The organism is Neorhizobium tomejilense, from assembly GCF_964254135.1.
In the GTDB taxonomy this organism is placed as follows: Bacteria; Pseudomonadota; Alphaproteobacteria; order Rhizobiales; family Rhizobiaceae; genus Neorhizobium; species Neorhizobium tomejilense.
In genome coordinates this window covers 797,967-821,690 of the sequence record NZ_CAXUSO020000002.1, presented here as the reverse complement: position 1 = coordinate 821,690, position 23,724 = coordinate 797,967, and the positions used below count along the sequence as shown (strand labels likewise).

Sequence of the window (23,724 nt, the reverse complement as noted above, 5' to 3'; positions counted from 1 at the left end):
ATCGAACCCGCCTCGCCTGTGAAAGAAGTAGCCGGCTCGGGGGCTAAGCAGCGATATCGGCGATTTCGCCGGTCTGCCAGAGGATTCGAGGGTCGGACATGTCGCCGCTTTCCATGTCGACCTGAACCGAATAGGCCGCGACGCCGACGAAACGGTCGGCCATGGCGCGGGCGATCTTCTCGGCCGAAGCGGCATTCGAGGCCACGCGCATCTCGCCAGGCGTCACGTTGCCCCGCACTTTCTTGAACGGCAACACGATGAATTTTTCTGACCTGGACATGGGGTTTCCTTCTTTGGCCCACTCTGGCGATATGCGCGCTGCGAAGTCAACAGCGGCCATCGGAAATAGCCCTGTCCCCCAAGTTGACACGAGTTTGCGCTACCCGAATAGCGGCTCCGTTGGAGCGGGTCCGCGCTGGCCGGTCGGGAATAGCTATTCTCTATGGCCGCGATATTGCGGCAGGTCGTCGGTGATCTCGTGCCACGGCGCCTTCGAACCGACGAAGATATGGTGCGTCGGCCGGATTGTCGGGGCGTCGACCAGCGTGCCCATTGCCACATGCACCCAGGCAGCCTCCCGCACCAGCGAATAGAGAAGCGAACCACAGGCCCTGCAATGGGCGTTGTGGGTATCGACGTCGCCGAAGATCAGCAAACCGTCGTCGCCTTTCACCATGGCAAACTTCTGCCGCTCGATGCCCGCGAAGGGCTTGAAGGCCGAGCCGGTGGTGCGGCGGCAATCGGAGCAATGGCAATTGGCGGCATATACGAAAGCGTCTTCCACTTCATAGGCGACTGCGCCGCAATAACATTTGCCGTTTAACCTCGTCATCGCCTGATCCCGTCCAGATACCGGTTGATAGGGGCAGCTCCAGACCAAGGCCGAAGCAGCAGCAATCTCCATGGCAGATTACGCGGGGTGCCCACGGAATAAAGTCCCATCACCGAAAGTTGAAGACAGGCTCACGGAGGAGAGTCGCCCTCGGTCGCCTCTGTGTTACAGTTTTAAGAAATCGATAACGCAGTGATTGGATTGGCAATGCTTACAACACTCGCGATGCTCATGAGCCTTTCCGCCGCTGCCACCGCCCCTATGGTCGCGCAGCAAAAGGGAGGCGAAGTCGATGTGGAACTGGTCCTCGCGGTCGATACGTCCCGCTCCATGGACTACGAGGAAGTCCGCGTCCAGCGCGAGGGATATCTCGAGGCGCTCAAGCACAAGGAATTCATCGCGGCGGTGAAGACGGGGCTGAACGGCCGCATTGCCATCAGCTATTTCGAGTGGGCCGGCGACGTGGTGCCGGATTCGATCATCGATTGGACAATCATCGAAAACGAGCAGGATGCGATCAATTTTGCCGCCAAGCTCGAGGCCCGGCCCATCAATACCCAGCGCCGCACTTCGATTTCCGCCGCAATCACCCAAGGCGCAACGATGATCGTCGCCAATTCGTATCGTGGCACGCGTCAGGTGATCGACATTTCTGGCGACGGTCCGAACAATTCCGGCAATCCGGTCGTGCCGGTCCGTGGGAAGGCCCTGGAAGCCGGCATCATCATCAACGGGCTGGCGATCATGCTGAGGCCCTCCGGCGCACCAGGCGGGCTCGACAAATATTATGGCGACTGCGTCATCGGCGGACCTGGCTCATTCGTGCTACCGGTTCACAAGATCGAGGATTTCGCCGTCGCCGTGCGCCGCAAGCTGGTCCTGGAGATCAGCGGGCTCACGCCGCCGGCAACCGTACAGAAGGTGGCGGGCAACCAGCCCTCCAGCGACTGTCTGGTCGGCGAGAAGCAATGGCAGGATCTGTTCGATCGGTGATGCCTTGCCCCGGGTTCTCGTCCGGGTGGAACATTTCATCCGATTTCAGAGTTTCCTTCCGCTTATCGCAAGACGGGAGGGAGCCGGCATTGAACGGGGCCAGGGCGGAACGGGGCAACGACGTAGGCGCAAGCCGGAGTTTTCTGATCGGTCTCGGACGTGGCGCGGCTGGCGCGATGCTGTTCGGTATCCCGATGCTGATGACAATGGAGCTCTGGCAGCTCGGCTTCTACATCGAACGCTGGCGCCTGTTGCTGCTGCTGATCGTCAATATTCCGCTTCTCATATTGCTCGCCCACCGGATCGGTTTCGAGCGCACCTCTACCCTGGCGGAAGCCTGCCGCGACGCCACCATCGCCTATGGCCTCGGCATCGTCATAGGCGCGGCGGTTCTCATCATGCTCGGGGATATCAAGCCCCACATGCCGCCCTCCGAAATGCTCGGCAAGATCGCCATACAGTCCGTGCCGGCAAGCATCGGCGCGCTGCTCGGCCGCTCCCAGCTCGGCGGACAGTCGGGGAATGATGAACACGAGGACGACGGGGAGGAGGATGAGGGGCAAGGCGGTGGCGCGGTGCCTGACGAAATTTCCACCAGCTACAGCCGCGAACTCTTCCTGATGGCGGTCGGCGCCCTGTTTCTCAACCTCAACGTCGCGCCGACGGAAGAAATCATCCTGATCGCCTACAAGATGACACCCTGGCACGCGCTCGTCACCATCGGCCTATCGATCGCGATCATGCACGGCTTCGTTTATGCGGTCGCCTTCAAGGGCACCCATGAAATTTCGAAGGAAACGCCATGGTGGCACGCCTTCTTCCGCTTCACTTTGCCAGGCTACTTGGTCGCCATGCTGATCAGCTTCTACGTGCTGTGGACCTTCGGCCGGCTCGACGATACGGCGCCGACGCAGATGCTGATGTCGGCGATCGTCCTGAGCTTCCCCGGCGCAATCGGGGCCGCCGCCGCCCGCCTCATCCTGTAACGCGTGAACCTCGATGACGACCACAGCCAACAAACGCCACACCGAAGTCAAGGAGCCACACTGGATCGAATGGGCGACCGGCATGGTTTCGGCGCTCGTCGTTGTCGCCACCATCGCCTGGGTCGCCTACCAGGCATGGACGCACGACGACATGCAACCGGAACTCTCAATCGCCATCACCGAGAGGCGTCAGACCGAAGGCGGCTACCGTGTCGTCTTCGATATCGCCAACAAGGCCACGGCAACGGCTGCCGCCGTTACCGTAAGGGGCGAGATTCTGGATGGCGGCAACATCGTCGAAGACGCAGACATCACGTTCGACTACGTCCCGGCGGAATCCAAATCCTCCGGCGCCATCCTGTTTTCTCAGGATCCGGGCACCCGCGAGGTGCGGGTCCGGGCGGTCGGGTATATCGACCCGTGAGGGATCATGGATATCACCCCGGTGTCACCCGTTCGAACAGGTGTTCATAGGATAAAACCAGCCCGTCGCCGTCGATGACAAGGTCCGCTTCGAAACCTGCCGAAAGGCCGAGGTCGACGTAGCGCACCCGGCCCGGACTCTGGCGGTCGTAGCGCTGGCTCGACCGCGTCACGGTGAGCGCCGGGCCATCGATGAATGCCGTATCCAAAATCAGGCTGGCTCCCTTTTCCTCAGCGGTCCTGCGGATCGGGAACGTGTTGCAGAATGGAGTGACCGACAGGTCCGGCTCCTCCGCGCCATCGAGATCCGGACGGGCCATGTCGTTCACCCGCCAGCTTTTGCCGACGCGTTCCAGGTGCAGCAGGCCGTGGCCTTGCGCATTCCAGCGTTCGACCGTGACCGATTGAGCGCGCCAGCCCGGATCGAGCCGCCAGCGATGATCGAGGCGAAAGCCGCCGGCTTCGAGGCAGAGGACCGTCGATGTCGCGGTGACGACATCCGGTTCGACCGAAAGCTCCAGCCTTTCAAATCCCTCAATATCGGTCCGACGCCAGAAAAGTATGGATGTGCTCATGCCAGAAGCTCCTCCCAAAGGTGTCCAACTCGCCGGATTACTCCGGCACCGCCGAAATATAGCGTCTCGCGATCATCCAGCACGCCAGTGCCCAGGTCGCACCGGCGCACCAGCCGCCGAGGACGTCGGTCGGGTAGTGGACGCCGAGATAGACACGGCTGAAACCGATGATGAATGTCAGGAAGATCGCCGCGCCGATCAGGAAGATCCGCGTCGAGCGATAGGGCTGGGCGCGCGACAGCAACGCTCCAAGCGTCAGGTAGGTGACGGCCGACAGCATCGCATGGCCGCTCGGAAAACTGAGATCGCCGACTTCGACCAGATGCGGTACGATATCCGGCCTCGGTCGTGCCACGCCGAGCTTCAGCAGCGAACTCAAAAGCCAGCCGCCGGCGATCGACAGGAACATGAAGAGCGCGATCGCCTTTTGCCGCGACAGCAGCAGGAAGGCCGTCCCCATCACGGTCATCAGGGTCAGCACGGTGACCCCGCCGAGCGCCGTGATGTCTCCCATGGCATGATTGAGCCAATAGGGGCCGAGTGGCGTCGCAAGATCCGTGGCATTGCGCAGGGCGAGAAGGATCTTCTCGTCGAAGGCATGGGTCTCGCCTTCCAGAACCTCGTCGGTCAAGCGGAAGAAGACGAAAAGCCCGCCTGCCAGAAAGGCGATCATCATCAAGCCGATCGGTTCGAAAGTCATGACCCTTTCGACCACTCTGCGTGTCACGCGCTGATGGAATGCCATCCAAACTCCTTGCTCAATTTCAGTTCACGGCCGACCGCATCGCGCGGAGCGGCCGATCCATCGAAGGTAGCTGCACGATCCTGTACCGGGCCTCGATCAATCCGTAGAGGCCGAAGGCGAAAAGTCCGATGGCCGCCAATCCATAAAGGATAGCCCCGAATGGGAGCTGGCGCACCCACGCGAGCGCATCGGCCAAGCCGCCGGCCTGGTTTGGATCGACAGCGAAGGCGGCATAGATGAAGAACCCGCCGATAATGAGGAATATCACGCCGCGCGCCAGAAGGCCGTAGGCGCAGATGCCATTGAGGACGGCTCGCTGCTCGAAACCGCTTTCGAAAAAGCGAAGATACCCACGTTTGATGCCCTTGGCGGCCTGGGCGCAGCCGGCACCGATGATCGCAAGGCCGACGCCTACGACAAGATAGCGACCGAACGGTTGCTGCATCAGCCAGGCGGTCCAGCTTTCGCGGGCTCCGGACGATCCTGCGCCGAAGCCGAGATGCAGGGCCTGCCCCATCGCGTAGAAGGCGAGACCGGTATAGGTGGCGGCGCTGACGAGAAGACCCGCCCTGACCAAATACCCTTCCGTGTTGTGCTGATGTCGGTCGGTGTTGAGGATCGCTTGCGCCACTCGCCACAGAATGAAGCCGATCAGGCCTATGCCGATCAAGCCGAGCCAGATTTGGCCGAAAGGCTGTTCCAATACGATCTGCAGCGCGGAATTGGAATCCGGCTCTCCGCCGCCGAGGGTCGAGAGCGACGCCATACCGGCGATCAGGACGTATACGATCCCCCTGGCCGCATACCCGGACCTCGCCAGCCATTCCAGTTTCCTGTCCTTGTCCATGCCGGTCTCCTCGAAAGATCGACAGGAACGTGCCTGGATGGCCGCGGTTCCGGAAGGTGGCCGATGCCCCGGTCTCACTCCCGGCCAATTCCGCGAAACGCTGATGCAGGGGCGGCGGAATGGAGCCAGCTCACGCTTGGAACAATTCGGTGATAATTCGTGTGCAGCGCACGTGGATCATTCTTCCGCCACATGCGTTTCCCAACGCTACCAAACCCGCTCGCATGAGTCTCAACAAGGGCGGCTGAATAATTAAAGGAGTACAGGGATGAAGAAGATTGTTGCCGTGGCGCTCGCCGCTTTGCCGGTCGTAACCAGCGCCGGAGCCGCCTTTTCCGCCGATGTGATTGCCCGCCGGGATCGTGTCCCGGTTTATGAAGAACAGGACCAGCGCGGCGGTGTTCGCATCGGTTATCTCGATTGCTCGATCGGCGGCGGCGTCGGTTACGTGCTTGGTTCCGCCAAGGAAGCCGATTGCGTCTTTACGACGGCGATCGGCAGCGAGCCGCTCGACCGCTATACCGGCGTGGTGCGCAAGATGGGTGTCGATCTCGGCTTCACGACCCGTTCGCGGCTGATCTGGGCCGTCTTTGCCCCGACCGCGGGTTATCACCACGGTTCGCTCGGCGGCCTCTACCAGGGTGCGACCGCTGAGGCCACCGTCGGTGCCGGCATCGGCGCCAACATCCTCGTCGGCGGGACCGCCGGCTCGATCCACCTGCAGACGGTGAGCGTTACCGGTCAGCTCGGCCTCAACGTCGCCGCAACCGGCACGTCGGTCACGCTGACGCCAGCAGGCTGAGCATTCCGCGCTTCCCCTTCCCGGAAACGGGGAGGGGACCCCATGAGGTAGACACTTTTGCAAGCATGAGTTCTCTCCGGCCTCTTGCTCCACGCCGTCCACATTCATACCTTAAAGGGACGGTATGGTTGGCCTTTGCAGACCCTTGCGGGGTTCCGGACCGCGTATTGCCTCATCAGGATTTGCATCATGGATCTCGAGAAAAGTTTACGGTCGGTCGTGGCCGTGCGTGCTTCCATCCCGGACAACGCCTTTACGGCCAATACTCTCGGCACCCGCCGGGAAGGTAGCGGCGTGGTGATCCGCGAAAACGGATTGGTGCTGACGATCGGTTACCTGATCACCGAAGCAGAAGACGTCTGGCTGACACGCCAGGACGGCCGCGTCGTGCCGGCCCATGCGCTCGCCTATGATCAGGAAAGCGGCTTCGGCCTGGTGCAGGCCATGGCGCCGTTGGATCTGCCGGCGCTTCAGATCGGCGATTCCGCTACCGCTACGCTCGGCGATCCGGTCATCTTCGCCGATGGCGAGGGAGAATATGTGCGCGGCAATATCGTCGCCAAGCAGGAATTCGCCGGATATTGGGAATATCTGCTGGACGAGGCGATCTTCATCGCACCCGCCCACCCCTCCTGGGGCGGGGCGGCGCTGATCGATACGGAAGGCAAGCTGCTTGGGGTCGGATCGCTGCGCCTGCAGATGAGCCGCGGCGGAGAGATCGCCGACATCAACATGGTCGTGCCGGTCAACCTTCTGAAGCCTATCCTCGACGATCTCCTCAATCGCGGCGAATTCAACCGCCCGCCACGCCCCTGGCTCGGTGCCATGTCGGCGGAAAGCAATGGCGAGGTGGTGGTCATGAGCGTCACCGAAAACGGTCCGGCCGCAAAGGCAGGCCTGAAGCGCGGCGACGTGATTTCGGAAATCCGCGACGGTGAGGTCGACGGGCTCGCGGACTTCTACCGCAAGATCTGGGACAGCGGGCCTCCGGGCGCCGAAATCCCGATGCGGATTTTGCGTGATGGAAAGGAGGCCTGGCTCAGAGTGAAGTCGGCGGACCGGAATGATTTCTTGAGGAAACCGCAGCTGCAGTGATTGCCGCAATTTGGCGGGGAGAGGGCTTCAAGCGGCTACCTCAATAGGATCGCCCGGAAATCATTCACGTTGGTGCCGGTTGGACCCGTTTCGAATATGTCGCCAATCGCGGCAAATCCTGAAAAGCTGTCATTGCCGTCGAGCAGTTTACGCCCGTCGAGCCCTGCGGCCCGCAGGCGTCTCGCCGTTGTGCCGTCCGCGAAAGCGCCGGCATTGGTTTCCGATCCGTCGATGCCATCCGTATCGGCGGCCAGCGCGGTGATCTCGTGGCCGTCGATCGCCAGCGCCAGGGCCAGCGCGAATTCGCCGTTGCGGCCGCCCTTGCCGCCTTTCGCCCGTAGCGTCACCGTGGTCTCCCCGCCGGACAGCAGGACCGCCGGCTTTGCGAACGGCCGGTCGCGGAGCGACACTTCGCGCGCAAGGGCTGCATGCACCAGGGCGACGTCGCGCGCTTCGCCTTCCACGGAGTCGGACAGGATATAAGGCGTCACGCCATGGGCGCGGGCGACCTCGGCGGCGGCCTCCAGCGAGACGCCGGCAGAAGCGATTACGAAATGCTCGTGGCGGGCAAAGACCGGATCGTCCGGTTCCGGTGCGTCGGCGGTCGGCGAGTTCAGATGCGCGATCATCGCCGCCGGCAGCTTCAGTTTGTATTGTTCGACGATGGCAAGTGCATCCTGGCGCGTCGTGGCATCCGGAATGGTCGGGCCGGAGGCGACGAAGGCGGGGTTGTCGCCGGGAATATCCGAGACGATCAGGCTGACGACACGGGCCTTGGTTGCTGCCGCAAGCCTGCCGCCCTTGATGGTCGACAGATGTTTGCGAACGACATTCATGGCCGAGATCGGCGCGCCCGAGGCAAGCAGCATCTCGTTTAGGGCGATCTCGTCCTCCAGCGTCAAGCCTTCCGGCGGCGCGGGCAGCAGGGCGGAGCCGCCGCCGCAGACGAGCGCGATGACGAGGTCGTTTTCGGAGAGGCCACGGATCGTCTCGACCAACCGTTTTGCGCCGGCGAGGCCTGCGGCATCCGGTACCGGATGCGACGCCTCGAGAATCTCGATCGACTTCGTTTCGCAGCCATAACCGTAGCGGGTCACAACCACGCCGGTCAGCGGTCCGGTCCACACGCTTTCGAGCGCTGCGGCCATCTGGGCCGCACCCTTGCCGGCTCCGATGACGACGGTTCGCCCGTTTGCCGGTGGGGCGGGCAGGTGCTTCACGATGCCGGTCAGCGGATCGGCAGCCTTCACGGCGGCATGAAACAGCGCCTCCAGCAGTTCCCGGTCCGTCATCGCTTTGCCTCCGCGTCTCCGCCACACGGGCTCTTTCGATCACGACAGTCAACAGCCGTCAACCGGGCTTGATCACCCACCGGTCTTTCAAGCGGAACAAAGCAAGCGAGTGTCGGTTGTCCCACGGGCTCACCAAAATGAAGGAGCGAAAATATGGGTGAACATCTGAAAGAAGCCGGTTACCCAGGCCAGATCGACATCGGCGGCGACAGGTCTCCCGTGACTTACAAACTGAAGGCCAGCAAGGAAGATGACGGCGCGTTCCATGTGGCGGTGAGCCTCAGCGCCCCGCGCGACTGGCTGCTGAAACATGGCTTTCGCAAGGAGGCCACGCTGGTACGCCAGGGTGGCGCTCAAACGCCGGTGCATTTTGAGGAAACGCTCAACGTCGCCGACAATATCTCGGTGACGTTGCGGGCCGACGACGCGGTGCTAGCCTCGATGGACGAATTGCGCCGCAGGTTTCCGGAGTTGCGAGCGACCTGAAATCGTCGGTCCTGTTTGCGCGAAACAACCGCAGCGTATAATCGCTAGCCCGGCCGATCGTTTGGCCGGGCATTTTGCGGTTGAGGCGGCGAGATCTTGGAGACAGTTGAAAACCCAGCCCGATCCTGCGGAACCTGCACGCTCTGCTGCCGGCTTCCCGAAGTCGCGGCACTGGACAAACCGCCGGATGCCTGGTGCCGGCACTGTTCGGAAGGGCAGGGCTGCGCAATCTATACCGACCGACCTCAGCTCTGCCGCGATTTCCTCTGTCTGTGGATGACGGATCCGGGTGTTCCAGACGCCTGGCAGCCGCTGACATCGAAGATGCTCGTCTATGAGCAGGGGCCGCAGCTGACCATACTGGTCGATCCGGACCATCCGGATGCCTGGAAACAGGCGTCTTATCTTTCCGATCTCGATAGTTGGGCTAAAGCCGCGCAGGCGCGCGGCCACTACGTCATCCTGTTTTGCGGCGACGACGTGACGAAGATAGAGCCGGGCGTCACCGCGCCGGCATGATCTCCGCAGCGGCCTGGCGGATGGTCTGCATCAGGATCGACAGCGGTGTGGAGGGGTTGGCGTCGGCGCGGATGGTGAGGCCGACCGGGCCACGGGTCTCGCTGGTGTCGATCGGCAGCGTCGCCAGAACTCCGTCCTCGATATCTGCGGCGACCACGCCCGTCGAGATGATCCAGATCGCGTCGCTCGACCGTACGAATGCACGCCCGAAAGCATCCGAGACGGTTTCCACCTGGGTCGGCAGGCTGGCGACGCCGTTGGCGATCAGGAACTGTTCGACCGAGGGCCGGATGATCGAGCCACGCGTCGGCATCAGCACCGGATAGTCGGCCAAGCCCTCGAATATCGATCGCTTGGCATCCAGCAGCGGGTGGCCGGCGCGGACGGTGAAGACGACCTGTTCCGAATAGAGATGTTCGAAGGACAGGCCGGTCATCTTTTCGGGCAAAGCCAGACGGCCCACCACCAGATCGAGCTCGCCAACCCGGAGCTGCTCCATCAAAACGGCATTATCTCCGGTCACGATCTTGATGCGGCTGCCGGTCTTTTCGGCGAGGAAGAGTGCCATGGCACGCGGCATCACGCGGGTGGAAACGGTCGGAAGCGCGCCGATCCGGACCGGCGGCGCGGAATCGAACAGTTCCTGCGAGACGGAATCCACGCCCTGCCGGAGTGCCGTCAGTGCCGCACCCGCATGGCGCAGGAACACCTCGCCATAACGGGTGATGCGGATGCCGCGACCGTCGCGCTCGAACATGGCGACACCCAGCGCCTCTTCGAGTTCGCGGATGGTCTTGGTGACGGCCGGCTGGCTGACATGCAGAATTTCGGCCGCCTTGACCACGCTTTTCTGGCGCGCGACCTCGACAAATGTATGCAAGTGCCGAAACTTGACTCGGGAATTGATCAAGATCAAATAACCCTGTGGTTAGGGGATCATGCTGAAATATCATTTTACCTAACCGGAAACTAGTGCAATCTATCAAAGCGGGAGGAGGCACTGATGCAGTTTGTACACATCAACGAGATTGTGATCCATTACGACATCCAGCGCGCCGGCGACGGAAAGCCGGTCGTGGTGTTCATCAATTCGCTTGGAACCGACAGCCGCATCTGGCATCACGAACTGCCGAAGCTTGCCGAGGATTTTACGGTCCTCACCTATGACAAGCGCGGCCACGGGCTCTCCGGCCTTGGCAATCCGCCCTATTCGATCGCCGACCATGCGGCCGATCTTGCCGGCCTGCTCGACCACCTGCAACTCAGCCAGGTCATCGTCTGCGGCCTCTCGGTTGGCGGGCTGATCGCCCAAAGCCTCTATGCCACCCGGCCCGACCTCGTGAAGGCGCTGATCTTTTCCAACACCGCCCACAAGATCGGCACGGCTGAAAGCTGGGCGGCCCGCATTGCCGCCGTCGAGCAGAACGGCATCGGCAGCATTCTCGACGCGATCATGGAGCGCTGGTTTACCGCGCCGTTCCGCAAGCCGGACAATGCCGCCTACCAGGCCTATTGCAATATGCTGGTGCGCCAGCCGACCTCCGGTTACAGCGGCACCTGCGCCGCGATCCGCGATGCGGATTTCACCGAGGCCGCCAAAAAGATCGCCGTGTCGGCGCTCTGTATCGTCGGCCGCGAGGACGGCTCGACACCGCCCGAACTCGTCAAGTCGTTTGCCGACCTGATCCCCGGCTCGCGCTACGAAATCATCGAGGGTGCGGCGCATATCCCCTGCGTCGAGGCACCCGCTGCCCATGCCGCGCTGATCCGCGGTTTCATCGAACAGCTCGAGGAATAGATATGGCCGATCCTTCCGCGCCATCGGAACGTTATGCTCAAGGTGTGAAGACCCGCCGTTCGGTGCTGGGCGATGCCCATGTGGACCGCGCCCAGGCGAACCAGACACCGTTCGACGGGCCGTTCCAGGAAATGATCACCGAAGGCGCCTGGGGCACGGTCTGGTCGCGCCCGAACTGGACCAAGCGCGAGCGCTCGATGGTGACGATCGCGCTTCTGGCGGCACTCGGCCATCACGACGAAGTCGCCATGCATATCCGCGCAACCGCCAATACGGGTGCGACAAAGGACGATATCTGCGAAGCCCTGATGCATGTGGCCATCTATGCCGGGGTCCCGGCCGCCAACCATGCCTTCAAGATCGCCAAAGCCACTTATGCCGAAATGGACGCGGACAAGGCCGCGGGAGAGCAAAAATGAAGAACACACCCCCAGAAACCACACCCTTTTTCGCCCGCGACCGGGAATGGCATCCGCCGGCATTCACGCCTGGCTACAAGACCTCTGTCCTGCGGTCGCCGCAGCGGGCGCTGATTTCGCTCGAAGGCACCAGGAGCGAGATCACCGGCCCGGTCTTCGGCCACAACATCCTCGGCGAGTTCGACAACGACCTGATCGTCAACTATGCCAAGCCCGGCGAAATGGCGCTGGGCGAACGCATCCTCGTCTACGGTCGCGTTATCGACGAGCGTGGCCGCGGCGTTCCGGGCGCGCTGGTGGAATTCTGGCAGGCCAATGCCGGCGGCCGTTACCGCCACAAGAAGGAAACCTACCTCGCTCCGCTCGACCCGAATTTCGGCGGCTTCGGCCGTACGATCACCGACGAGGACGGCGGCTACGCCTTCAAGACCATCAAGCCCGGTCCCTATCCGTGGCCGAACGGCGTCAACGACTGGCGCCCGGCGCATATCCACTTCTCGGTTTTCGGTCATGGCTTTGCCCAGCGCCTGATCACCCAGATGTATTTCGAGGGCGATCCGATGATCTGGATTTGTCCCATCGTGAAGACCATTCCGGACGAGAACGCGATCAAGGGCCTGATCGCCGCGCTCGACATGCAGAACACCATCCCGCACGACATGCGGGCCTACAAATTCGATATCGTCCTGCGCGGCCGTCGCTCGACATTCTTCGAGAACCGTAAAGAGGGCAACTGAGATGGTCCAACCGCTCACCTACTTCAAGGAATCCGCTTCGCAGACTGCGGGTCCGTATGTCCATATCGGCTGTACGCCGAACTTTTCCGGCATTACCGGCGTCTATGACACCGATCTCGGCTCCGGCCCGATGGTCAACGACCAGACGCGCGGCGAGCGCATCACCATCCGCGGCTTCATCTATGACGGGACGATGACGCCGCTCAAGGATGCAATGATCGAGATCTGGCAGGCGGATGCCGATGGCTATTACAACAGCCCGTCGGAAACCCGCGGCAAGGCCGATCCGAACTTCTTCGGTTGGGCCCGTCAGCCGGGCGACATGGCGACCGGCGAATTCGCCTTCGAAACGATCAAGCCCGGCAGAGTGCCGTTCCGCGACGGCCGCCTGATGGCACCGCACGTCACCTTCTGGGTCGTCGCCCGCGGCATCAATCTCGGCCTCAACACCCGCATGTACTTCTCCGACGAGGAAGAGGCCAATGCGGCGGACCCGATCCTGTCGCGCATCGAGCACCGGGTTCGCGTTCCAACCCTGATCGGCAAACGTGACGGAAATACCGTCACCTTCAACATCTATCTTCAGGGCGAAAACGAAACCATATTCTTCGATATCTGAGATCGAAGAATCAGGGTCCGCCCGGGAGTAGATATGAGCGTCTCGGCTTTCGAGCATCCATTCCTGTCCGGTCTCGTCGGTGACGACGAGACCGGACAGCTGTTTTCGGTGAAAGCCGAGATCGACGCCATGCTGGCCTTCGAAACGGGCCTCGCCAAGGCCGAGGCGTCCTGCGGCATCATCCCGGCCGAGGCTGCGGAGCGCATTGCCGCAGCCTTGCAGACGTTTGAGCCGGACATGGCTGGCTTGCGAAACGGCACCGCGCGCGACGGCGTCGTCGTCGCCGAACTCGTCAAGCAACTCCGCGAGGCCGTTAAACAGCAGGCGGGCGGCGGTGAGGCCGCCAAGCACGTGCATTTCGGCGCGACCAGCCAGGATGTCATCGACACCGCGCTCATGATCCGCCTGAAGCAGGCCTGCTCTCTGTTCATCGAGCGGCTCGCCGCCCTCGAGAAGGCTTTCGATGACATCGACCAGGCATTCGGCAGCCGGAGGCTGATGGGCCATACCCGCATGCAGGCGGCGATCCCGATCACCGTTTCGGACCGTATCCGTGTCTGGAAGGAACCGTTGACCCGGCATCGCCAGCGGCTGGACTCGTTTTCCGAGACCGGTTTTGCCGTGCAGTTCGGTGGGGCTGCCGGCAGCCTCGAAAAATTAGGCGACAAGGCCGCCGAGGTGCGCAAGGCGCTGGCCTGGGAACTGTTTCTGACCGACGCGCCGCAATGGCAGAGCCAGCGCGACCGGCTGACGGAATTTGCAAACATCCTCACAATGATTTCCGGCTCGCTCGGCAAGCTCGGCCAGGACGTGGCGCTGCTCGCGCTGATGGGCGGCGAAATGGAACTCGCCGGCGGCGGCGGCTCCTCCGTCATGGCCCACAAGCAGAACCCGGTTGTCGCAGAAGTACTGGTGTCGCTCGCACGTTTCAACGCGGTGCAGCTTTCCGGCATGCAGCAATCGATGGTGCATGAGCAGGAACGCTCAGGTGCGGCCTGGACGCTCGAATGGCTGATCCTGCCGTCCATGGTGATCGCGACCGGCGCGGCACTGCGGCTCACAGCGGAACTTGCCGGCAATGTGAGGTCGCTGGGCAGGGGCTGACGGCATCTGCATTGAAGGACGGGCAATTCTAGTATATTTTCGAAGAAAGATACTAGACATGCTCCGGAGGTCTCGATGACCCTTTCATACATGACCAGTGCCACCTTCAACCAGAACCCGAGCAAGGCCCGGCAGGCGGCGAACGAGAATCCGTTGGTCATCACCGATCACGGCAAGCCGACGCATGTGCTTGTCAGCTACGAGGAATTCGAGGCCAACTGGAAGAAGCAGAAGAGCCTCTACGACGCTTTGCGTGATACTCAAGGTACGGTCGATCAGGATTTCGACCCTCCGCGCCTGAGCTTCGAGGGGCGCGAGGTTGAGTTCTGAATGGCATTCCTGCTGGATACCAATGTCATTTCGTGCTCGAAGCGGCCGGAAAAGCAAGCGCCTGCCTTTCAGGCTTTCATGCGGAAGTTCCGCATAGACGACGCGTTTCTGTCAGTGATCACCATCATGGAGATTCGTTTCGGCGTCCGACTGGAGCAAAGCCGAAACGCTGTTTTCTCGACCGAACTGGAACGCTGGCTGACCGAGGATGTGCTGGTGAATTTCAGCGATCGCATTCTTCCCTTCGACACGGCGATTGCCCTTCGCACCGGCGCCCTTCCCACTCCCAACAAGCGGCCGTCACCGGATGCAATGATAGCCGCGACAGCGCTGCATCACGGGCTGACCGTCGTCACCCGCAACATTTCGGATTTCGAGCCGCTCGGGGTGCCCTGCCTCAATCCCTGGACTTTTCAAGGCTGAGCCGGCCAGGCTTGCGCTCCACTACTCGGTGATCTCGACCGGATTGCCGTCGGGATCCGAGATCACCGCCTCGTAAAACCCGTCGCCGGTCATGCGCGCCGGGGAAAGAAGGATGCCCATGGCTGCCGCCTTGGTCGCCATCTCGTCGACCGCCTGCCGGCTGCCGAGCGAAATCGCCATATGTGCGTAACCGGCGCGCTCCCGCGGCGCTTCCGGCGCAATCCACGGGCCGCTCATGATCTCGATCGTCGCTCCTTCGGAAAGGGTGAGAAATTTCGAGGAGAAGCCAGCACGCCGACGGCTCTCATAGAGCGGGCTGGCGGTGGCGCCGAACATATCCTCAAAGAACGCGACGAGCCTGTCGAGTTCCGTTGTCCAAAGCGCGACATGCGCAAGTTTCATAATCCATCTCCCTCATGTCAGATCCCGAACCGTCGCGGCCTGTCTTTCGTCAAACGCGGCCTCGGTCCCGAGCGAAAAGACGCAATCGATGCCATCTCTGGTAGTGCCGTTAAACATATCCTCAGTATTTTCCGCAATCCTTAACCATAGCGAGCCAACAGGATTTGGCCATGACCTCAAATGCAGCAATGGATCTTTTCGATGACCATTAAATTGAAGCTTGTCGCCAGCGTCGTCGGCCTTGCGCTTGCACTTGCCGCGACGACGACGGCCGCATTTATCGGAATGGACACGCTTTCGGCCCGCACCCGCATGATCGTAGAAGATCGAATCGAGCCCATGGCGCAGATCAAGATGGTCTCCGACGCCTATGCGGTCACCATCGTGGACACCGCCCACAAGACGCGCAGCGGTGCATTCAGCTGGGACCTGGGCGAGCAGACCGTCCGGGCAGCGCTTGTCACCGCCGACCGCGAATGGGCGGCCTACCAGGCAACCTACCTGACCGATCAGGAAAAAAGTCTTGTTCAGCGTTACCTCGGCGCTCATACCGAAACCATCAAGGCGGTCGGCGAGCTTCTGACGATCATGGGCAAGCGCGATCAGACGGCCCTGGATACCTATGTGACGAAGCGGCTCTACCCGGCGATCGAGCCGCTTGCTGAACCGCTGAACGCCTTGACCAAGCTGCAGCTCGACGTCGCGCATAAGAGTTTCGAGGACGCGCTGAAGGACAAGGTCAGCCTCTTCATCTGGATGACCGTGATCGGCGTCATCTCGCTGATCGTGGTCGGCTTCTCGATCCGGGTCGTGCTGTCGGGCGTCGTCGGGCCGCTGCAGCGTCTGCAGGATTGCATGCGGCGCCTCGCCGGCGGCGAACTGACGCTGACCATTTTCGGCATGGACCGCAGGGACGAGATCGGCGGGATGGCGGCGGCAGTCGAGATCTTCCGTCGGGCCGCACTCGACAACAAACGGCTGGAAGACGAGGCCATCGAAGCCCACAACCGGTCGGAAGCCGAGCGCATCGCCGCGCAAGAACAAGCCGAGACCGACGCATCCCAGAGGCTCCGTGTCGCGACATCAGGCCTTGGCGGCGGTCTGCGCCGGCTCGCCGCAGGCGATCTTTCCTTCCAGCTCGACGAAGCTTTCTCGGCGGATTTCGAGGCTCTGCGCCACGATTTCAATACCTCGATCGCCCAGCTCGCCAGCACGCTGGCGCAGATTGCCGGCAGCGCCGAGGCGATCGACGGGGGAACCCAGGAAATCAGCCAATCCGCATCCGACCTGTCGCGCCGCTCGGAGCAGCAGGCCGCTTCGCTCGAAGAGACGGCCGCCGCACTTGATCAGATTACCGCGAATGTCAGTTCCGCGTCCAAGAAAGTCGACGAGACGCGCCAGATCGCTGCGGAAGCCAATTCGTCCGCCGCCCGTTCCGGAGAAGTTGTGGCCAGCGCTGTCGAGGCGATGCGCCGCATCGAGGAGAGTTCCGGCCAGATCTCCAACATTATCGGGGTTATCGACGAGATCGCCTTCCAGACCAACCTTTTGGCGCTGAATGCCGGCGTCGAGGCAGCGCGCGCCGGTGAGGCTGGCAAGGGTTTTGCGGTCGTTGCGCAGGAAGTGCGCGAACTCGCGCAGAGGTCGGCCAATGCGGCGAAGGAAATCAAGGCGCTGATCCAGAACTCGACCGTCGAAGTCGGCCACGGCGTAAAATATGTCCGCGACGCCGGCGAATCGCTGAAGTCGATCGAGGGCTATATCGTCACCATCAACAGCCATGTGGACGATATCGCCCGCTCGACCCGCGAACAGTCGACCGGCCTTTCGGAGATCAATTCGGCTGTCAACCAGATGGACCAGGTGACCCAGCAGAACGCCGCAATGGTCGAGGAGACGACGGCTGCGAGCTCCGGCCTCGCTGACGAGGCCTCGAAACTGCGCCAGATGGTCGGCCAGTTCCAGCTCGGTGCCGGCTCCACCCAGCCCCAACGGCGTCGCCGCGCCGCCTGAGGCGAAGCTTGCCTGTTTCTCCGCCAAACTGATAAGCCGTGGAAAGGCGATGGAGAGGGCTGGATGGCTGCGGATATCGGGCAGGGGCTTTGGGATTTCGCGTTGCGGCTTTATGGTGCGCGCGGTGTCGGCAAAGCCTGCCTGCTGCTTCAGGACGAAAGCGGCGTCGACGTGCCGGTGCTGTTGTTCTCCGCCTGGCTGGCAAAAAATTCCGTGGCACTTTCACCAACCGAGATTGCCCGCATCGACGGATTCGTCGCCGGCTGGCGCAATGAGGTGATCGAACCGCTGCGCGCCGTGCGCCGGCGATTGAAGAACGGGCCGCATCCGGCACCCACCCAGGAGACAGAAACGCTGCGCAACAGCGTGAAGGCTGTCGAGCTCAGTTCGGAAAAGATCGAGCTGGCGGTGCTGGAGGCCGAAGGGCAGGCGCTGATGACAGCCGATGGTTCAACTGGCGATGCAGCTGGCAATCTCAGAAATGTCGTGATGTTTTTCCGTGGAGCGGAGCCGGATGAGCGGACCGCCACGGCACTTGCCGTGATCGAAAGCGCGCTCACGGCCCTTTAGGGGCGCCATCTGGAGCACAAAATCAGTGCTGGCCGGGTGAACCGGGACCGTCCTTCCAGCGCTTGACCATCGGCAGGTGGATATCGAAGAGATCGAGCGCCCGGCCGACCGTCTGGGTCACCATCTCGTCCAGTGAGTTGGGCTTCGAATAGAAGGCCGGCACCGGCGGCATCACGATTGCGCCGTTGCGGGTCGCCTGGTCCATCAGTGCGATATGGCCGGCATGCAGCGGCGTTTCGCGAAACAACAGCACGACGCGCCGGCGTTCCTTCAGACAGACGTCGGCCGCACGCACGATCAGCTCGTCATTGTAGCAGTTGGCGATGCCACTCAGCGTCTTCACCGAACAGGGTGCGACAAGCATGCCGGCAGTGCGGAACGAGCCGGAGGAGAGCGCAGCGCCGATATCCTTGTGATTGTAGAGCACATCGGCCAGGCTCTTGATCTCGTCGGCACTCATGTCGATTTCGTCGATCGCAGTGCGAAAAGCAGAGGGCGAGATCACCGCATGGGTCTCGATATCCTCGATATCCTTCAAAAGCTGCAGGGCGCGAACGCCATAAACGACACCGGATGCTCCGGTGATGGCGATGATGATGCGGCGCATGGGACTTTTCCCTGAACAATCTACCGCGACGCCTTAGCGCCACTTTCCGATGGGCGCAATGCGGCGATCGTCGATTGCTCGCATGTGTTCGGCCGCGGCCTCGCTGCTGATTGATTCCACGCAAAAAACTCGCCGACGCGTTCTTCGAAAAGCTTGCGATGCGTGCCGTGATGGTTGATCATGTGGCCGATGCCGGATTAGCGGAGGCTATTGCGACGGCGGCTGTTGCCGCGCCAGTCATGTCAGCTGCACCATCGGCACCTATTTCCCCTGCGGCTCCCGAAGCTGCCGGACCGTCTGTCGCGCCTGCGGCAACGGCCGTGCGGCCTCTCAGCCGTATGTCCTATATCGCCGCCGGCACCGCCGTCGCTGTCATTGCCATCGCGGCTCTCGCCGCCCGATTTTTAACAGGAGGGGCTCATGTCCCGCATCACCATCACCGTCAACGGCACGCCGCAGACGCGCGACGTCGAAGACCGGACGCTGCTCGTGCAGTTCATCCGCGAACATCTTGGCCTCACCGGCACCCATGTCGGCTGCGACACCACCCAGTGTGGTGCCTGTACGATCCATCTCGACGGCGTGGCTGTGAAGAGCTGTACGGTGCTTGCCGTCGCCGCCGACGGTTCGAAGGTGACGACGATCGAGGGGCTGGCCGAAGGCGGCAAGCTGCATGACGTGCAGCAGGCTTTCCGCGAACATCACGGCTTGCAGTGCGGTTATTGCACGCCGGGCATGATCATGGCGTCAGTGGACATGATCCGCCGCCACGACGGCATGCTCGATGAACACACCGTGCGCCACGAGCTCGAAGGCAATATCTGCCGTTGCACCGGCTACCACAACATCGTCAAGGCAGTATTGGACGCTGCCGAAAAGCATCGCGCGGCGCATGCCGTCGCGGCCGAATAAGCGGGGAGGCCCACGCCATGTACGCAACGACCTACCACAAGCCGAAGACGCTTGCCGAAGCCGTCGAACTTTACGCCAGTTCCGACGAGCCCTCCTATCTCTCCGGCGGACATACGCTGATCCCGACGCTGAAGAGCCGGCTTGCCGCGCCCGAGCATCTGATCGACGTACGCAACATTCCGGAGCTTTCCGGGATCGAAGTCACCGCCGACAGGGTGATCATCGGCTCGGCGACCAAACATGCCGTCGTCGCCGCTTCCAAGGAAATCAAGGCCGCCATCCCGGCGCTTGCAGGCCTTGCGGGTTCGATCGGCGACGTTCAGGTGCGCCACATGGGCACGATCGGTGGCTCGACCGCCAATAACGACCCGGCAGCCGACTATCCCGCCGCCGTGCTGTCGCTTGATGCCATCATCCACACCGACCGCCGCGAAATCCCTGCCGAGGACTATTTCCAGGGCCTCTACACGACCGCATTGGAACCCGGTGAAATTCTTGTCCGCGTCGAGTTCAGGATCCCGGAAATCGCCGGCTACGCAAAGTTCCGCAACCCGGCCTCGCGTTATTCGATGGCGGCCGCCTTCGTCAGCAAGCACCGCGACGGCCATATCCGCGTGGCGATCACCGGCGCCGGCAACGAGGGGGTGTTCCGCTGGGCCGAGGCCGAGGCGTTGCTGACCGGGAACTTTTCGGCCGAAGCGCTGGATGGCCTGACGATGGACCCGTCGCGGATGATGGGCGACATGCACGCGCCGGCCGACTACCGCGCCCATCTCGTCGCCGTCATGACCCGACGCGCGGTGCAAAACCTCGGCGGCACGCATATCCTCTGAGGGCCGATGCACTGATGCTCAAAGGCCAGCGGAGCGACCCGCCGGCCAGAAGCATCGCGGCAGGCCGCGCAACCGAGATACGGCATCTTCAATAATCCTGGGGCATGCCGAATGTCGCGGCGATCCGGCCGAGTACGGCGATCAGAACCGCCTTGTCCTTGCCGGCGATCTCGTCAAGACGGCGGTCGTAGACGACGGCGATCGCGTGCAACTGCTTTTGCATCCTGCGGCCATTTTCAGTAAGCCTGACGCTGTAGCTTCGTTGATCGTCGGGGTTCGGCCGCCGTTCGATCAGTCCGCGATGGGACAATGCCTTGAGGCTGGAAGTGAGCGTCGAGCGGTCGCGGCCACAGATGCGGCTGAGTTCTGACGGCGTCATGCTCTCCCGTTCGGCAAGTACCGTCAGCAGCGAATACCACCCGGGCTTCAGATCCGCCTTGCCGGCCGCCCTGGCAAACGCCTGGAAGGACGTCTCCTGCGCCACCCGCAGATGATAGCCGATCAGATTTTGGAACATGGCCGGGACAAGCATCTCGCTTTCCGCGGATGGCGCATGCGTGTCCGGCCGCGTCGATGTTTCCATCGCCATTTTTGCATTCCTCCCCATATGGAAACTAGTCGGAATGGGGGAGTGCAGCAAGATAGTTTGATATCAAATTACCTTGCCTTGACCGATTGTCCGACAAAGCGGGGCGGACTGCAAGCGAAGCGATGGACACACGCCTGTCGCGGGACGATATGCGACCTGGTCGAGGTTTCCAAAAGAAAACCCGCGCCAGGCAGTGGCGCGGGCGGAGAGCAGGACTAAGGCCGATGGGCAGATCTATTCGGCGGCCTGGTATCGATCGACGGCTGGAGAAGGTTTCGGCCCAAGCGCGGCGATCAGGGTGATCAGCACCGCGAGCGTCGCGACGAATGCGACAGCCGCGGAATAGGGTTCCCAGCCGAAGCTCGGAGCGCCGCTGAACACGGCAGACGTTGCCGCCAGCACCACCCCGCCGCCGATCTGGAAGGCGGCGAAGAACATGCCGGAGGCAAGGCCCGACTTGTCTTCCTCGATATCGGCCAGCGCCGCGACCTGGATGGACGGGAAGGTCATGGCATAACCGAGGCCGAGCGGGATCTGCGACAGTATGACAAGCAGGATCGGGTCGATATGGCCGACCGACAAGACCCAGAAGATGTAGCTGAGCGCCTGCAGCCCGACGCCGGCCGTCATGAAGCCGGTCGTCCCGCGATTCTGGGCAAGCGTCGCGAAACGAGGTGCCAGGAACATCACGAAGGCGCCGGCGCCGGCAAAGCAGAAGCCCGTGGCAAAGGCCGACCAGCCATAGACGTCCTGGTAATAGAGCGTCGCGGTGAACTGGAAGCCGATATAGGCGCCCTGATAGAGAAAGCCAACGATATTGGCGTGGGTGAGCCTGGCGCGGCGGAACATCGCCAGCGGCACCATCGGGTCCTTATGGCGGGCTTCGATGGCGAGGAAGGCAATGATCAGCACGATTGCGGCCACCAGCGAGCCCCAGGTGAAGATATCAGCCCAGCCGGCGGAAGCCGCATTGGTGATGCCGAACACGAAAAGCAGCAGACCGGGGGTGATGGTGATCGCGCCGGCCCAGTCGAAGCCGGGACGCGGCCCTGTGCGGCGCGCGTCGAGCGGCAAGGCGATCGGCGCGAGAAGCAGGGTCAGGATCGCGACCGGCGCGCCCATCACCAGCGTTGCCCGCCAGCTGATCAGTGTCGCAGCGCCGCCGAGCACCATGCCGAGCACGAAACCGGCGGCGCCGGTGGAGGCGAAGAGGCCAAGCGCCTTGGCGCGCTGCGGACCTTCGCCGAAGACTGCCAGCAGAAGGGCCAGCGCTGCGGGTGCCGTGAAGGCTGCGGCGATGCCCTTGACAAGCCGGGCCGCGATCAGCGTCGGACCGCTGTCGACAAAGCCGCCGCCAATGCTGGCCGCCGCAAAGACCGCCAGCGACCAGAGGAAGACGCGGCGATGGCCGAAAATGTCGGCCACCCGGCCGCCGAGCAGCAGGAAGCCGCCGTAACCGAGCACATAGGCGCTGACCGCCCATTGCAGGGAGGTGGCTTGCATGCCGAGCTCGGCCTGGATAGCGGGCAGTGCGACGCCGATTGTGGAGACATCCATCGCGTCGAGAAAATTGGCGGTGCAGAGCAGCAGCAATGCAAGCCCCGCAGCCCCTCGGAATTGAGGATTGCTCATGGGATCGTAATCCTTGTTCATGCTGCCCCCGGAGCGGGGAGGTCGAACCGGGCCGGCAGAGGAACGAGAAATTGTCCATCTTCGTGACCTATTGCAAATTGATAATTGTCATGTCAGGTATTACTGGCGATGATGAATGATGCGACCCTTCGAAAGTTCGACCTCAACCTGCTTCTGGCCTTTGCGGTGCTGATGCAGGAGCGCAACGTCAGTCGCGCCGCCGAGCGGCTGCTACTCGGACAACCGGGCCTGTCGGCGGCCTTGAAGCGGTTGCGCGAGGCGCTGGATGACGACCTGTTCGTACGTGTCGGACGTGGCTTGCAGCCGACGCCCCGAGCGCTCGCAATTGCGCCTGTGATCGAGGACGCGCTTTCAAACATCGAACGGGCGATCCGCCCGCCTGCCGCGTTCAATCCCAAAAGCTGGGAAGGCGAGTTCCGCGTCGGCATGTGCGACAATCTCGAATCGGCTTTCTTCGGCCCGCTCGCCGCCCGTCTGCGGCAGCTCTCGCCCGGATCGCGGCTGATCGGCGTCGCCTCGGAACGGCGTGACGTTTCGCGCATGCTGGATGACGGCGCCTTCGATTTCAGCGTCGCGGTGCATGGCGAGCCGCCCTCCTGGCACGTCCGCGCGCCGCTCTTCACCCAGTCGTCCGTCTGCATCTACGACCCCGCGCAGATCAAGCTCAAGGTGCCGCTTGGCCTTGACGCCTATGCCGATGCGCCGCATGTCGCCGTCTCCTTCGAGGGCAATTCCTCGACCAGCATCGACGTAGCACTCGCCGGTCACGGTAAAATCCGTAATGTCGTGGCGACGGTGCCGCGTTTCTCGGCACTGCCGACGGCACTTCGGGCCATGCCGGCCATCGCCACCATTCCGGAATCGATCGCCCGCTGCATGGCCCAGCTCCACAATCTAGCGATCGACATGCCGCCGGTCGACCTGCCGGCAGAGCCCGTGAGCATGCTTTACCGACGCGTCGACCATGCCGACAGCCGTGCCTCATGGTTCCGCGCCCTCTTCGTGGAAGTCGCCGGCACGGCGCTCGAAGCTTCCGGCTGCAAGATGGGAATTTCGCGGATCGCGGCTTGAGCCCGGCAGGCGGCCGGCTTTCGGAAATCAAGACATGACGGCTTGATGC

30 protein-coding genes are annotated in these 23,724 nt (G+C 62.4%); 19 read left to right on the top strand and 11 right to left on the bottom strand.

Annotated elements, in window-relative coordinates:
• Positions 1 to 43: 43 nt before the first annotated feature.
• On the bottom strand, positions 44 to 280 hold the full coding sequence (locus tag ACSQ3G_RS26645) for a hypothetical protein (RefSeq protein WP_040123933.1): 237 nt from the start codon (positions 278 to 280) through the stop codon (positions 44 to 46).
• A 153-nt stretch (positions 281 to 433) separates the two neighbouring features.
• Positions 434 to 832 carry a GFA family protein gene (locus ACSQ3G_RS26640; RefSeq protein WP_436112386.1) on the bottom strand — a complete coding sequence of 133 codons (399 nt, stop codon included), beginning with the start codon at positions 830 to 832 and terminating at the stop codon, positions 434 to 436.
• Positions 833 to 1,039: 207 nt separating this feature from the next.
• On the opposite strand from ACSQ3G_RS26640, the gene ACSQ3G_RS26635 reads away from it, so the two are divergent.
• From ACSQ3G_RS26635 to ACSQ3G_RS26625, 3 genes are all read left to right on the top strand, one after another.
• Positions 1,040 to 1,825 (top strand): DUF1194 domain-containing protein, encoded by a 786-nt coding sequence (locus ACSQ3G_RS26635; RefSeq protein WP_105404318.1) that lies wholly within the window; start codon positions 1,040 to 1,042, stop codon positions 1,823 to 1,825.
• A 176-nt stretch (positions 1,826 to 2,001) separates the two neighbouring features.
• On the top strand, positions 2,002 to 2,811 hold the full coding sequence (locus tag ACSQ3G_RS26630; protein ID WP_436113197.1) for a TIGR02587 family membrane protein: 810 nt from the start codon (positions 2,002 to 2,004) through the stop codon (positions 2,809 to 2,811).
• Positions 2,812 to 2,824: 13 nt separating this feature from the next.
• The gene (locus tag ACSQ3G_RS26625; RefSeq protein ID WP_436112385.1) at positions 2,825 to 3,235 is read left to right on the top strand and encodes a TIGR02588 family protein; all 411 of its coding nucleotides are present in this window, start codon (positions 2,825 to 2,827) and stop codon (positions 3,233 to 3,235) included.
• A 13-nt stretch (positions 3,236 to 3,248) separates the two neighbouring features.
• Here the strand turns inward: ACSQ3G_RS26625 and ACSQ3G_RS26620 are convergent, their stop codons facing one another.
• From ACSQ3G_RS26620 to ACSQ3G_RS26610, 3 genes are read right to left on the bottom strand one after another with little or no spacing between them, the layout of a single operon-like run.
• Complete coding sequence (locus ACSQ3G_RS26620; RefSeq protein WP_436112384.1) at positions 3,249 to 3,809, bottom strand: putative glycolipid-binding domain-containing protein; 561 nt, start codon at positions 3,807 to 3,809, stop codon at positions 3,249 to 3,251.
• 37 nt (positions 3,810 to 3,846) lie between these two features.
• A complete protein-coding gene (locus tag ACSQ3G_RS26615; RefSeq protein WP_105435042.1) occupies positions 3,847 to 4,554 on the bottom strand; it encodes a phosphatase PAP2 family protein in 708 nt (235 codons plus the stop codon).
• Between the two features lie 19 nt (positions 4,555 to 4,573).
• On the bottom strand, positions 4,574 to 5,401 hold the full coding sequence (locus tag ACSQ3G_RS26610) for a DUF1206 domain-containing protein (protein ID WP_436112383.1): 828 nt from the start codon (positions 5,399 to 5,401) through the stop codon (positions 4,574 to 4,576).
• A gap of 268 nt (positions 5,402 to 5,669) precedes the next feature.
• Here ACSQ3G_RS26610 and ACSQ3G_RS26605 point away from each other — a divergent pair, with 268 nt between their 5' ends.
• Positions 5,670 to 6,203 carry a DUF992 domain-containing protein gene (locus ACSQ3G_RS26605; RefSeq protein WP_046627168.1) on the top strand — a complete coding sequence of 178 codons (534 nt, stop codon included), beginning with the start codon at positions 5,670 to 5,672 and terminating at the stop codon, positions 6,201 to 6,203.
• 189 nt (positions 6,204 to 6,392) lie between these two features.
• Positions 6,393 to 7,298, top strand: a complete 906-nt coding sequence (locus ACSQ3G_RS26600) for a S1C family serine protease (RefSeq protein ID WP_436112382.1) — start codon at positions 6,393 to 6,395, stop codon at positions 7,296 to 7,298.
• A 35-nt stretch (positions 7,299 to 7,333) separates the two neighbouring features.
• Here the strand turns inward: ACSQ3G_RS26600 and ACSQ3G_RS26595 are convergent, their stop codons facing one another.
• The gene (locus ACSQ3G_RS26595; protein ID WP_436112381.1) at positions 7,334 to 8,590 is read right to left on the bottom strand and encodes a glycerate kinase type-2 family protein; all 1,257 of its coding nucleotides are present in this window, start codon (positions 8,588 to 8,590) and stop codon (positions 7,334 to 7,336) included.
• Positions 8,591 to 8,743: 153 nt separating this feature from the next.
• Here ACSQ3G_RS26595 and ACSQ3G_RS26590 point away from each other — a divergent pair, with 153 nt between their 5' ends.
• Both ACSQ3G_RS26590 and ACSQ3G_RS26585 read left to right on the top strand, forming a co-directional pair.
• Complete coding sequence (locus ACSQ3G_RS26590) at positions 8,744 to 9,076, top strand: hypothetical protein (RefSeq protein WP_105436704.1); 333 nt, start codon at positions 8,744 to 8,746, stop codon at positions 9,074 to 9,076.
• Between the two features lie 96 nt (positions 9,077 to 9,172).
• Positions 9,173 to 9,595, top strand: coding sequence for a hypothetical protein (locus ACSQ3G_RS26585; RefSeq protein WP_436112380.1), 423 nt, complete (start codon positions 9,173 to 9,175; stop codon positions 9,593 to 9,595).
• Here the strand turns inward: ACSQ3G_RS26585 and pcaQ are convergent.
• Positions 9,579 to 10,505 (bottom strand): pca operon transcription factor PcaQ, encoded by a 927-nt coding sequence (gene pcaQ / locus ACSQ3G_RS26580; protein WP_436112379.1) that lies wholly within the window; start codon positions 10,503 to 10,505, stop codon positions 9,579 to 9,581. The two genes, ACSQ3G_RS26585 and pcaQ, sit on opposite strands and share 17 nt — an antisense overlap.
• Positions 10,506 to 10,598: 93 nt before the next feature.
• Here pcaQ and pcaD point away from each other — a divergent pair, with 93 nt between their 5' ends.
• From pcaD to ACSQ3G_RS26545, 7 genes are all read left to right on the top strand, one after another.
• Positions 10,599 to 11,393, top strand: a complete 795-nt coding sequence (pcaD, locus tag ACSQ3G_RS26575) for a 3-oxoadipate enol-lactonase (RefSeq protein ID WP_436112378.1) — start codon at positions 10,599 to 10,601, stop codon at positions 11,391 to 11,393.
• A 2-nt stretch (positions 11,394 to 11,395) separates the two neighbouring features.
• Positions 11,396 to 11,812 (top strand): 4-carboxymuconolactone decarboxylase, encoded by a 417-nt coding sequence (gene pcaC / locus ACSQ3G_RS26570; RefSeq protein ID WP_436112377.1) that lies wholly within the window; start codon positions 11,396 to 11,398, stop codon positions 11,810 to 11,812.
• The gene (gene pcaH, locus ACSQ3G_RS26565; protein ID WP_436112376.1) at positions 11,809 to 12,549 is read left to right on the top strand and encodes a protocatechuate 3,4-dioxygenase subunit beta; all 741 of its coding nucleotides are present in this window, start codon (positions 11,809 to 11,811) and stop codon (positions 12,547 to 12,549) included. Before pcaC ends, pcaH begins: the two co-directional genes overlap by 4 nt.
• 1 nt (position 12,550) lies before the next feature.
• Positions 12,551 to 13,168, top strand: coding sequence for a protocatechuate 3,4-dioxygenase subunit alpha (gene pcaG / locus ACSQ3G_RS26560; RefSeq protein WP_436112375.1), 618 nt, complete (start codon positions 12,551 to 12,553; stop codon positions 13,166 to 13,168).
• 33 nt (positions 13,169 to 13,201) lie between these two features.
• Positions 13,202 to 14,272, top strand: coding sequence for a 3-carboxy-cis,cis-muconate cycloisomerase (locus ACSQ3G_RS26555; protein WP_436112374.1), 1,071 nt, complete (start codon positions 13,202 to 13,204; stop codon positions 14,270 to 14,272).
• Between the two features lie 75 nt (positions 14,273 to 14,347).
• Positions 14,348 to 14,602 carry a type II toxin-antitoxin system Phd/YefM family antitoxin gene (locus ACSQ3G_RS26550; RefSeq protein WP_436112373.1) on the top strand — a complete coding sequence of 85 codons (255 nt, stop codon included), beginning with the start codon at positions 14,348 to 14,350 and terminating at the stop codon, positions 14,600 to 14,602.
• Positions 14,603 to 15,025 (top strand): type II toxin-antitoxin system VapC family toxin, encoded by a 423-nt coding sequence (locus tag ACSQ3G_RS26545; RefSeq protein WP_436112372.1) that lies wholly within the window; start codon positions 14,603 to 14,605, stop codon positions 15,023 to 15,025.
• Between the two features lie 21 nt (positions 15,026 to 15,046).
• Here the strand turns inward: ACSQ3G_RS26545 and ACSQ3G_RS26540 are convergent, their stop codons facing one another.
• Positions 15,047 to 15,427 carry a VOC family protein gene (locus ACSQ3G_RS26540; protein ID WP_436112371.1) on the bottom strand — a complete coding sequence of 127 codons (381 nt, stop codon included), beginning with the start codon at positions 15,425 to 15,427 and terminating at the stop codon, positions 15,047 to 15,049.
• A 201-nt stretch (positions 15,428 to 15,628) separates the two neighbouring features.
• On the opposite strand from ACSQ3G_RS26540, the gene ACSQ3G_RS26535 reads away from it, so the two are divergent.
• Both ACSQ3G_RS26535 and ACSQ3G_RS26530 read left to right on the top strand, forming a co-directional pair.
• Positions 15,629 to 17,440, top strand: coding sequence for a HAMP domain-containing methyl-accepting chemotaxis protein (locus ACSQ3G_RS26535; protein WP_436112370.1), 1,812 nt, complete (start codon positions 15,629 to 15,631; stop codon positions 17,438 to 17,440).
• Between the two features lie 63 nt (positions 17,441 to 17,503).
• A complete protein-coding gene (locus ACSQ3G_RS26530; RefSeq protein ID WP_436112369.1) occupies positions 17,504 to 18,010 on the top strand; it encodes a TIGR02444 family protein in 507 nt (168 codons plus the stop codon).
• A 22-nt stretch (positions 18,011 to 18,032) separates the two neighbouring features.
• On the opposite strand, the gene ACSQ3G_RS26525 is transcribed toward ACSQ3G_RS26530, so the two are convergent.
• Positions 18,033 to 18,617 carry a UbiX family flavin prenyltransferase gene (locus ACSQ3G_RS26525; protein WP_436112368.1) on the bottom strand — a complete coding sequence of 195 codons (585 nt, stop codon included), beginning with the start codon at positions 18,615 to 18,617 and terminating at the stop codon, positions 18,033 to 18,035.
• A gap of 420 nt (positions 18,618 to 19,037) precedes the next feature.
• Here ACSQ3G_RS26525 and ACSQ3G_RS26520 point away from each other — a divergent pair, with 420 nt between their 5' ends.
• Complete coding sequence (locus ACSQ3G_RS26520) at positions 19,038 to 19,529, top strand: (2Fe-2S)-binding protein (protein ID WP_247138896.1); 492 nt, start codon at positions 19,038 to 19,040, stop codon at positions 19,527 to 19,529.
• A gap of 17 nt (positions 19,530 to 19,546) precedes the next feature.
• Entirely contained in the window at positions 19,547 to 20,362 is an 816-nt protein-coding gene (locus tag ACSQ3G_RS26515; protein ID WP_436112367.1) for an FAD binding domain-containing protein, read from the top strand.
• Between the two features lie 88 nt (positions 20,363 to 20,450).
• On the opposite strand, the gene ACSQ3G_RS26510 is transcribed toward ACSQ3G_RS26515, so the two are convergent.
• Positions 20,451 to 20,951, bottom strand: coding sequence for a MarR family winged helix-turn-helix transcriptional regulator (locus tag ACSQ3G_RS26510; RefSeq protein ID WP_436112366.1), 501 nt, complete (start codon positions 20,949 to 20,951; stop codon positions 20,451 to 20,453).
• Positions 20,952 to 21,185: 234 nt separating this feature from the next.
• Positions 21,186 to 22,583: an MFS transporter gene (locus ACSQ3G_RS26505; protein ID WP_436112365.1), complete on the bottom strand. Its 1,398-nt coding sequence runs from the start codon at positions 22,581 to 22,583 to the stop codon at positions 21,186 to 21,188.
• Positions 22,584 to 22,712: 129 nt separating this feature from the next.
• Between ACSQ3G_RS26505 and ACSQ3G_RS26500 the strand changes: the two genes are divergently transcribed.
• Positions 22,713 to 23,675 (top strand): LysR family transcriptional regulator, encoded by a 963-nt coding sequence (locus ACSQ3G_RS26500; protein WP_436112364.1) that lies wholly within the window; start codon positions 22,713 to 22,715, stop codon positions 23,673 to 23,675.
• Positions 23,676 to 23,724: the final 49 nt, after the last annotated feature.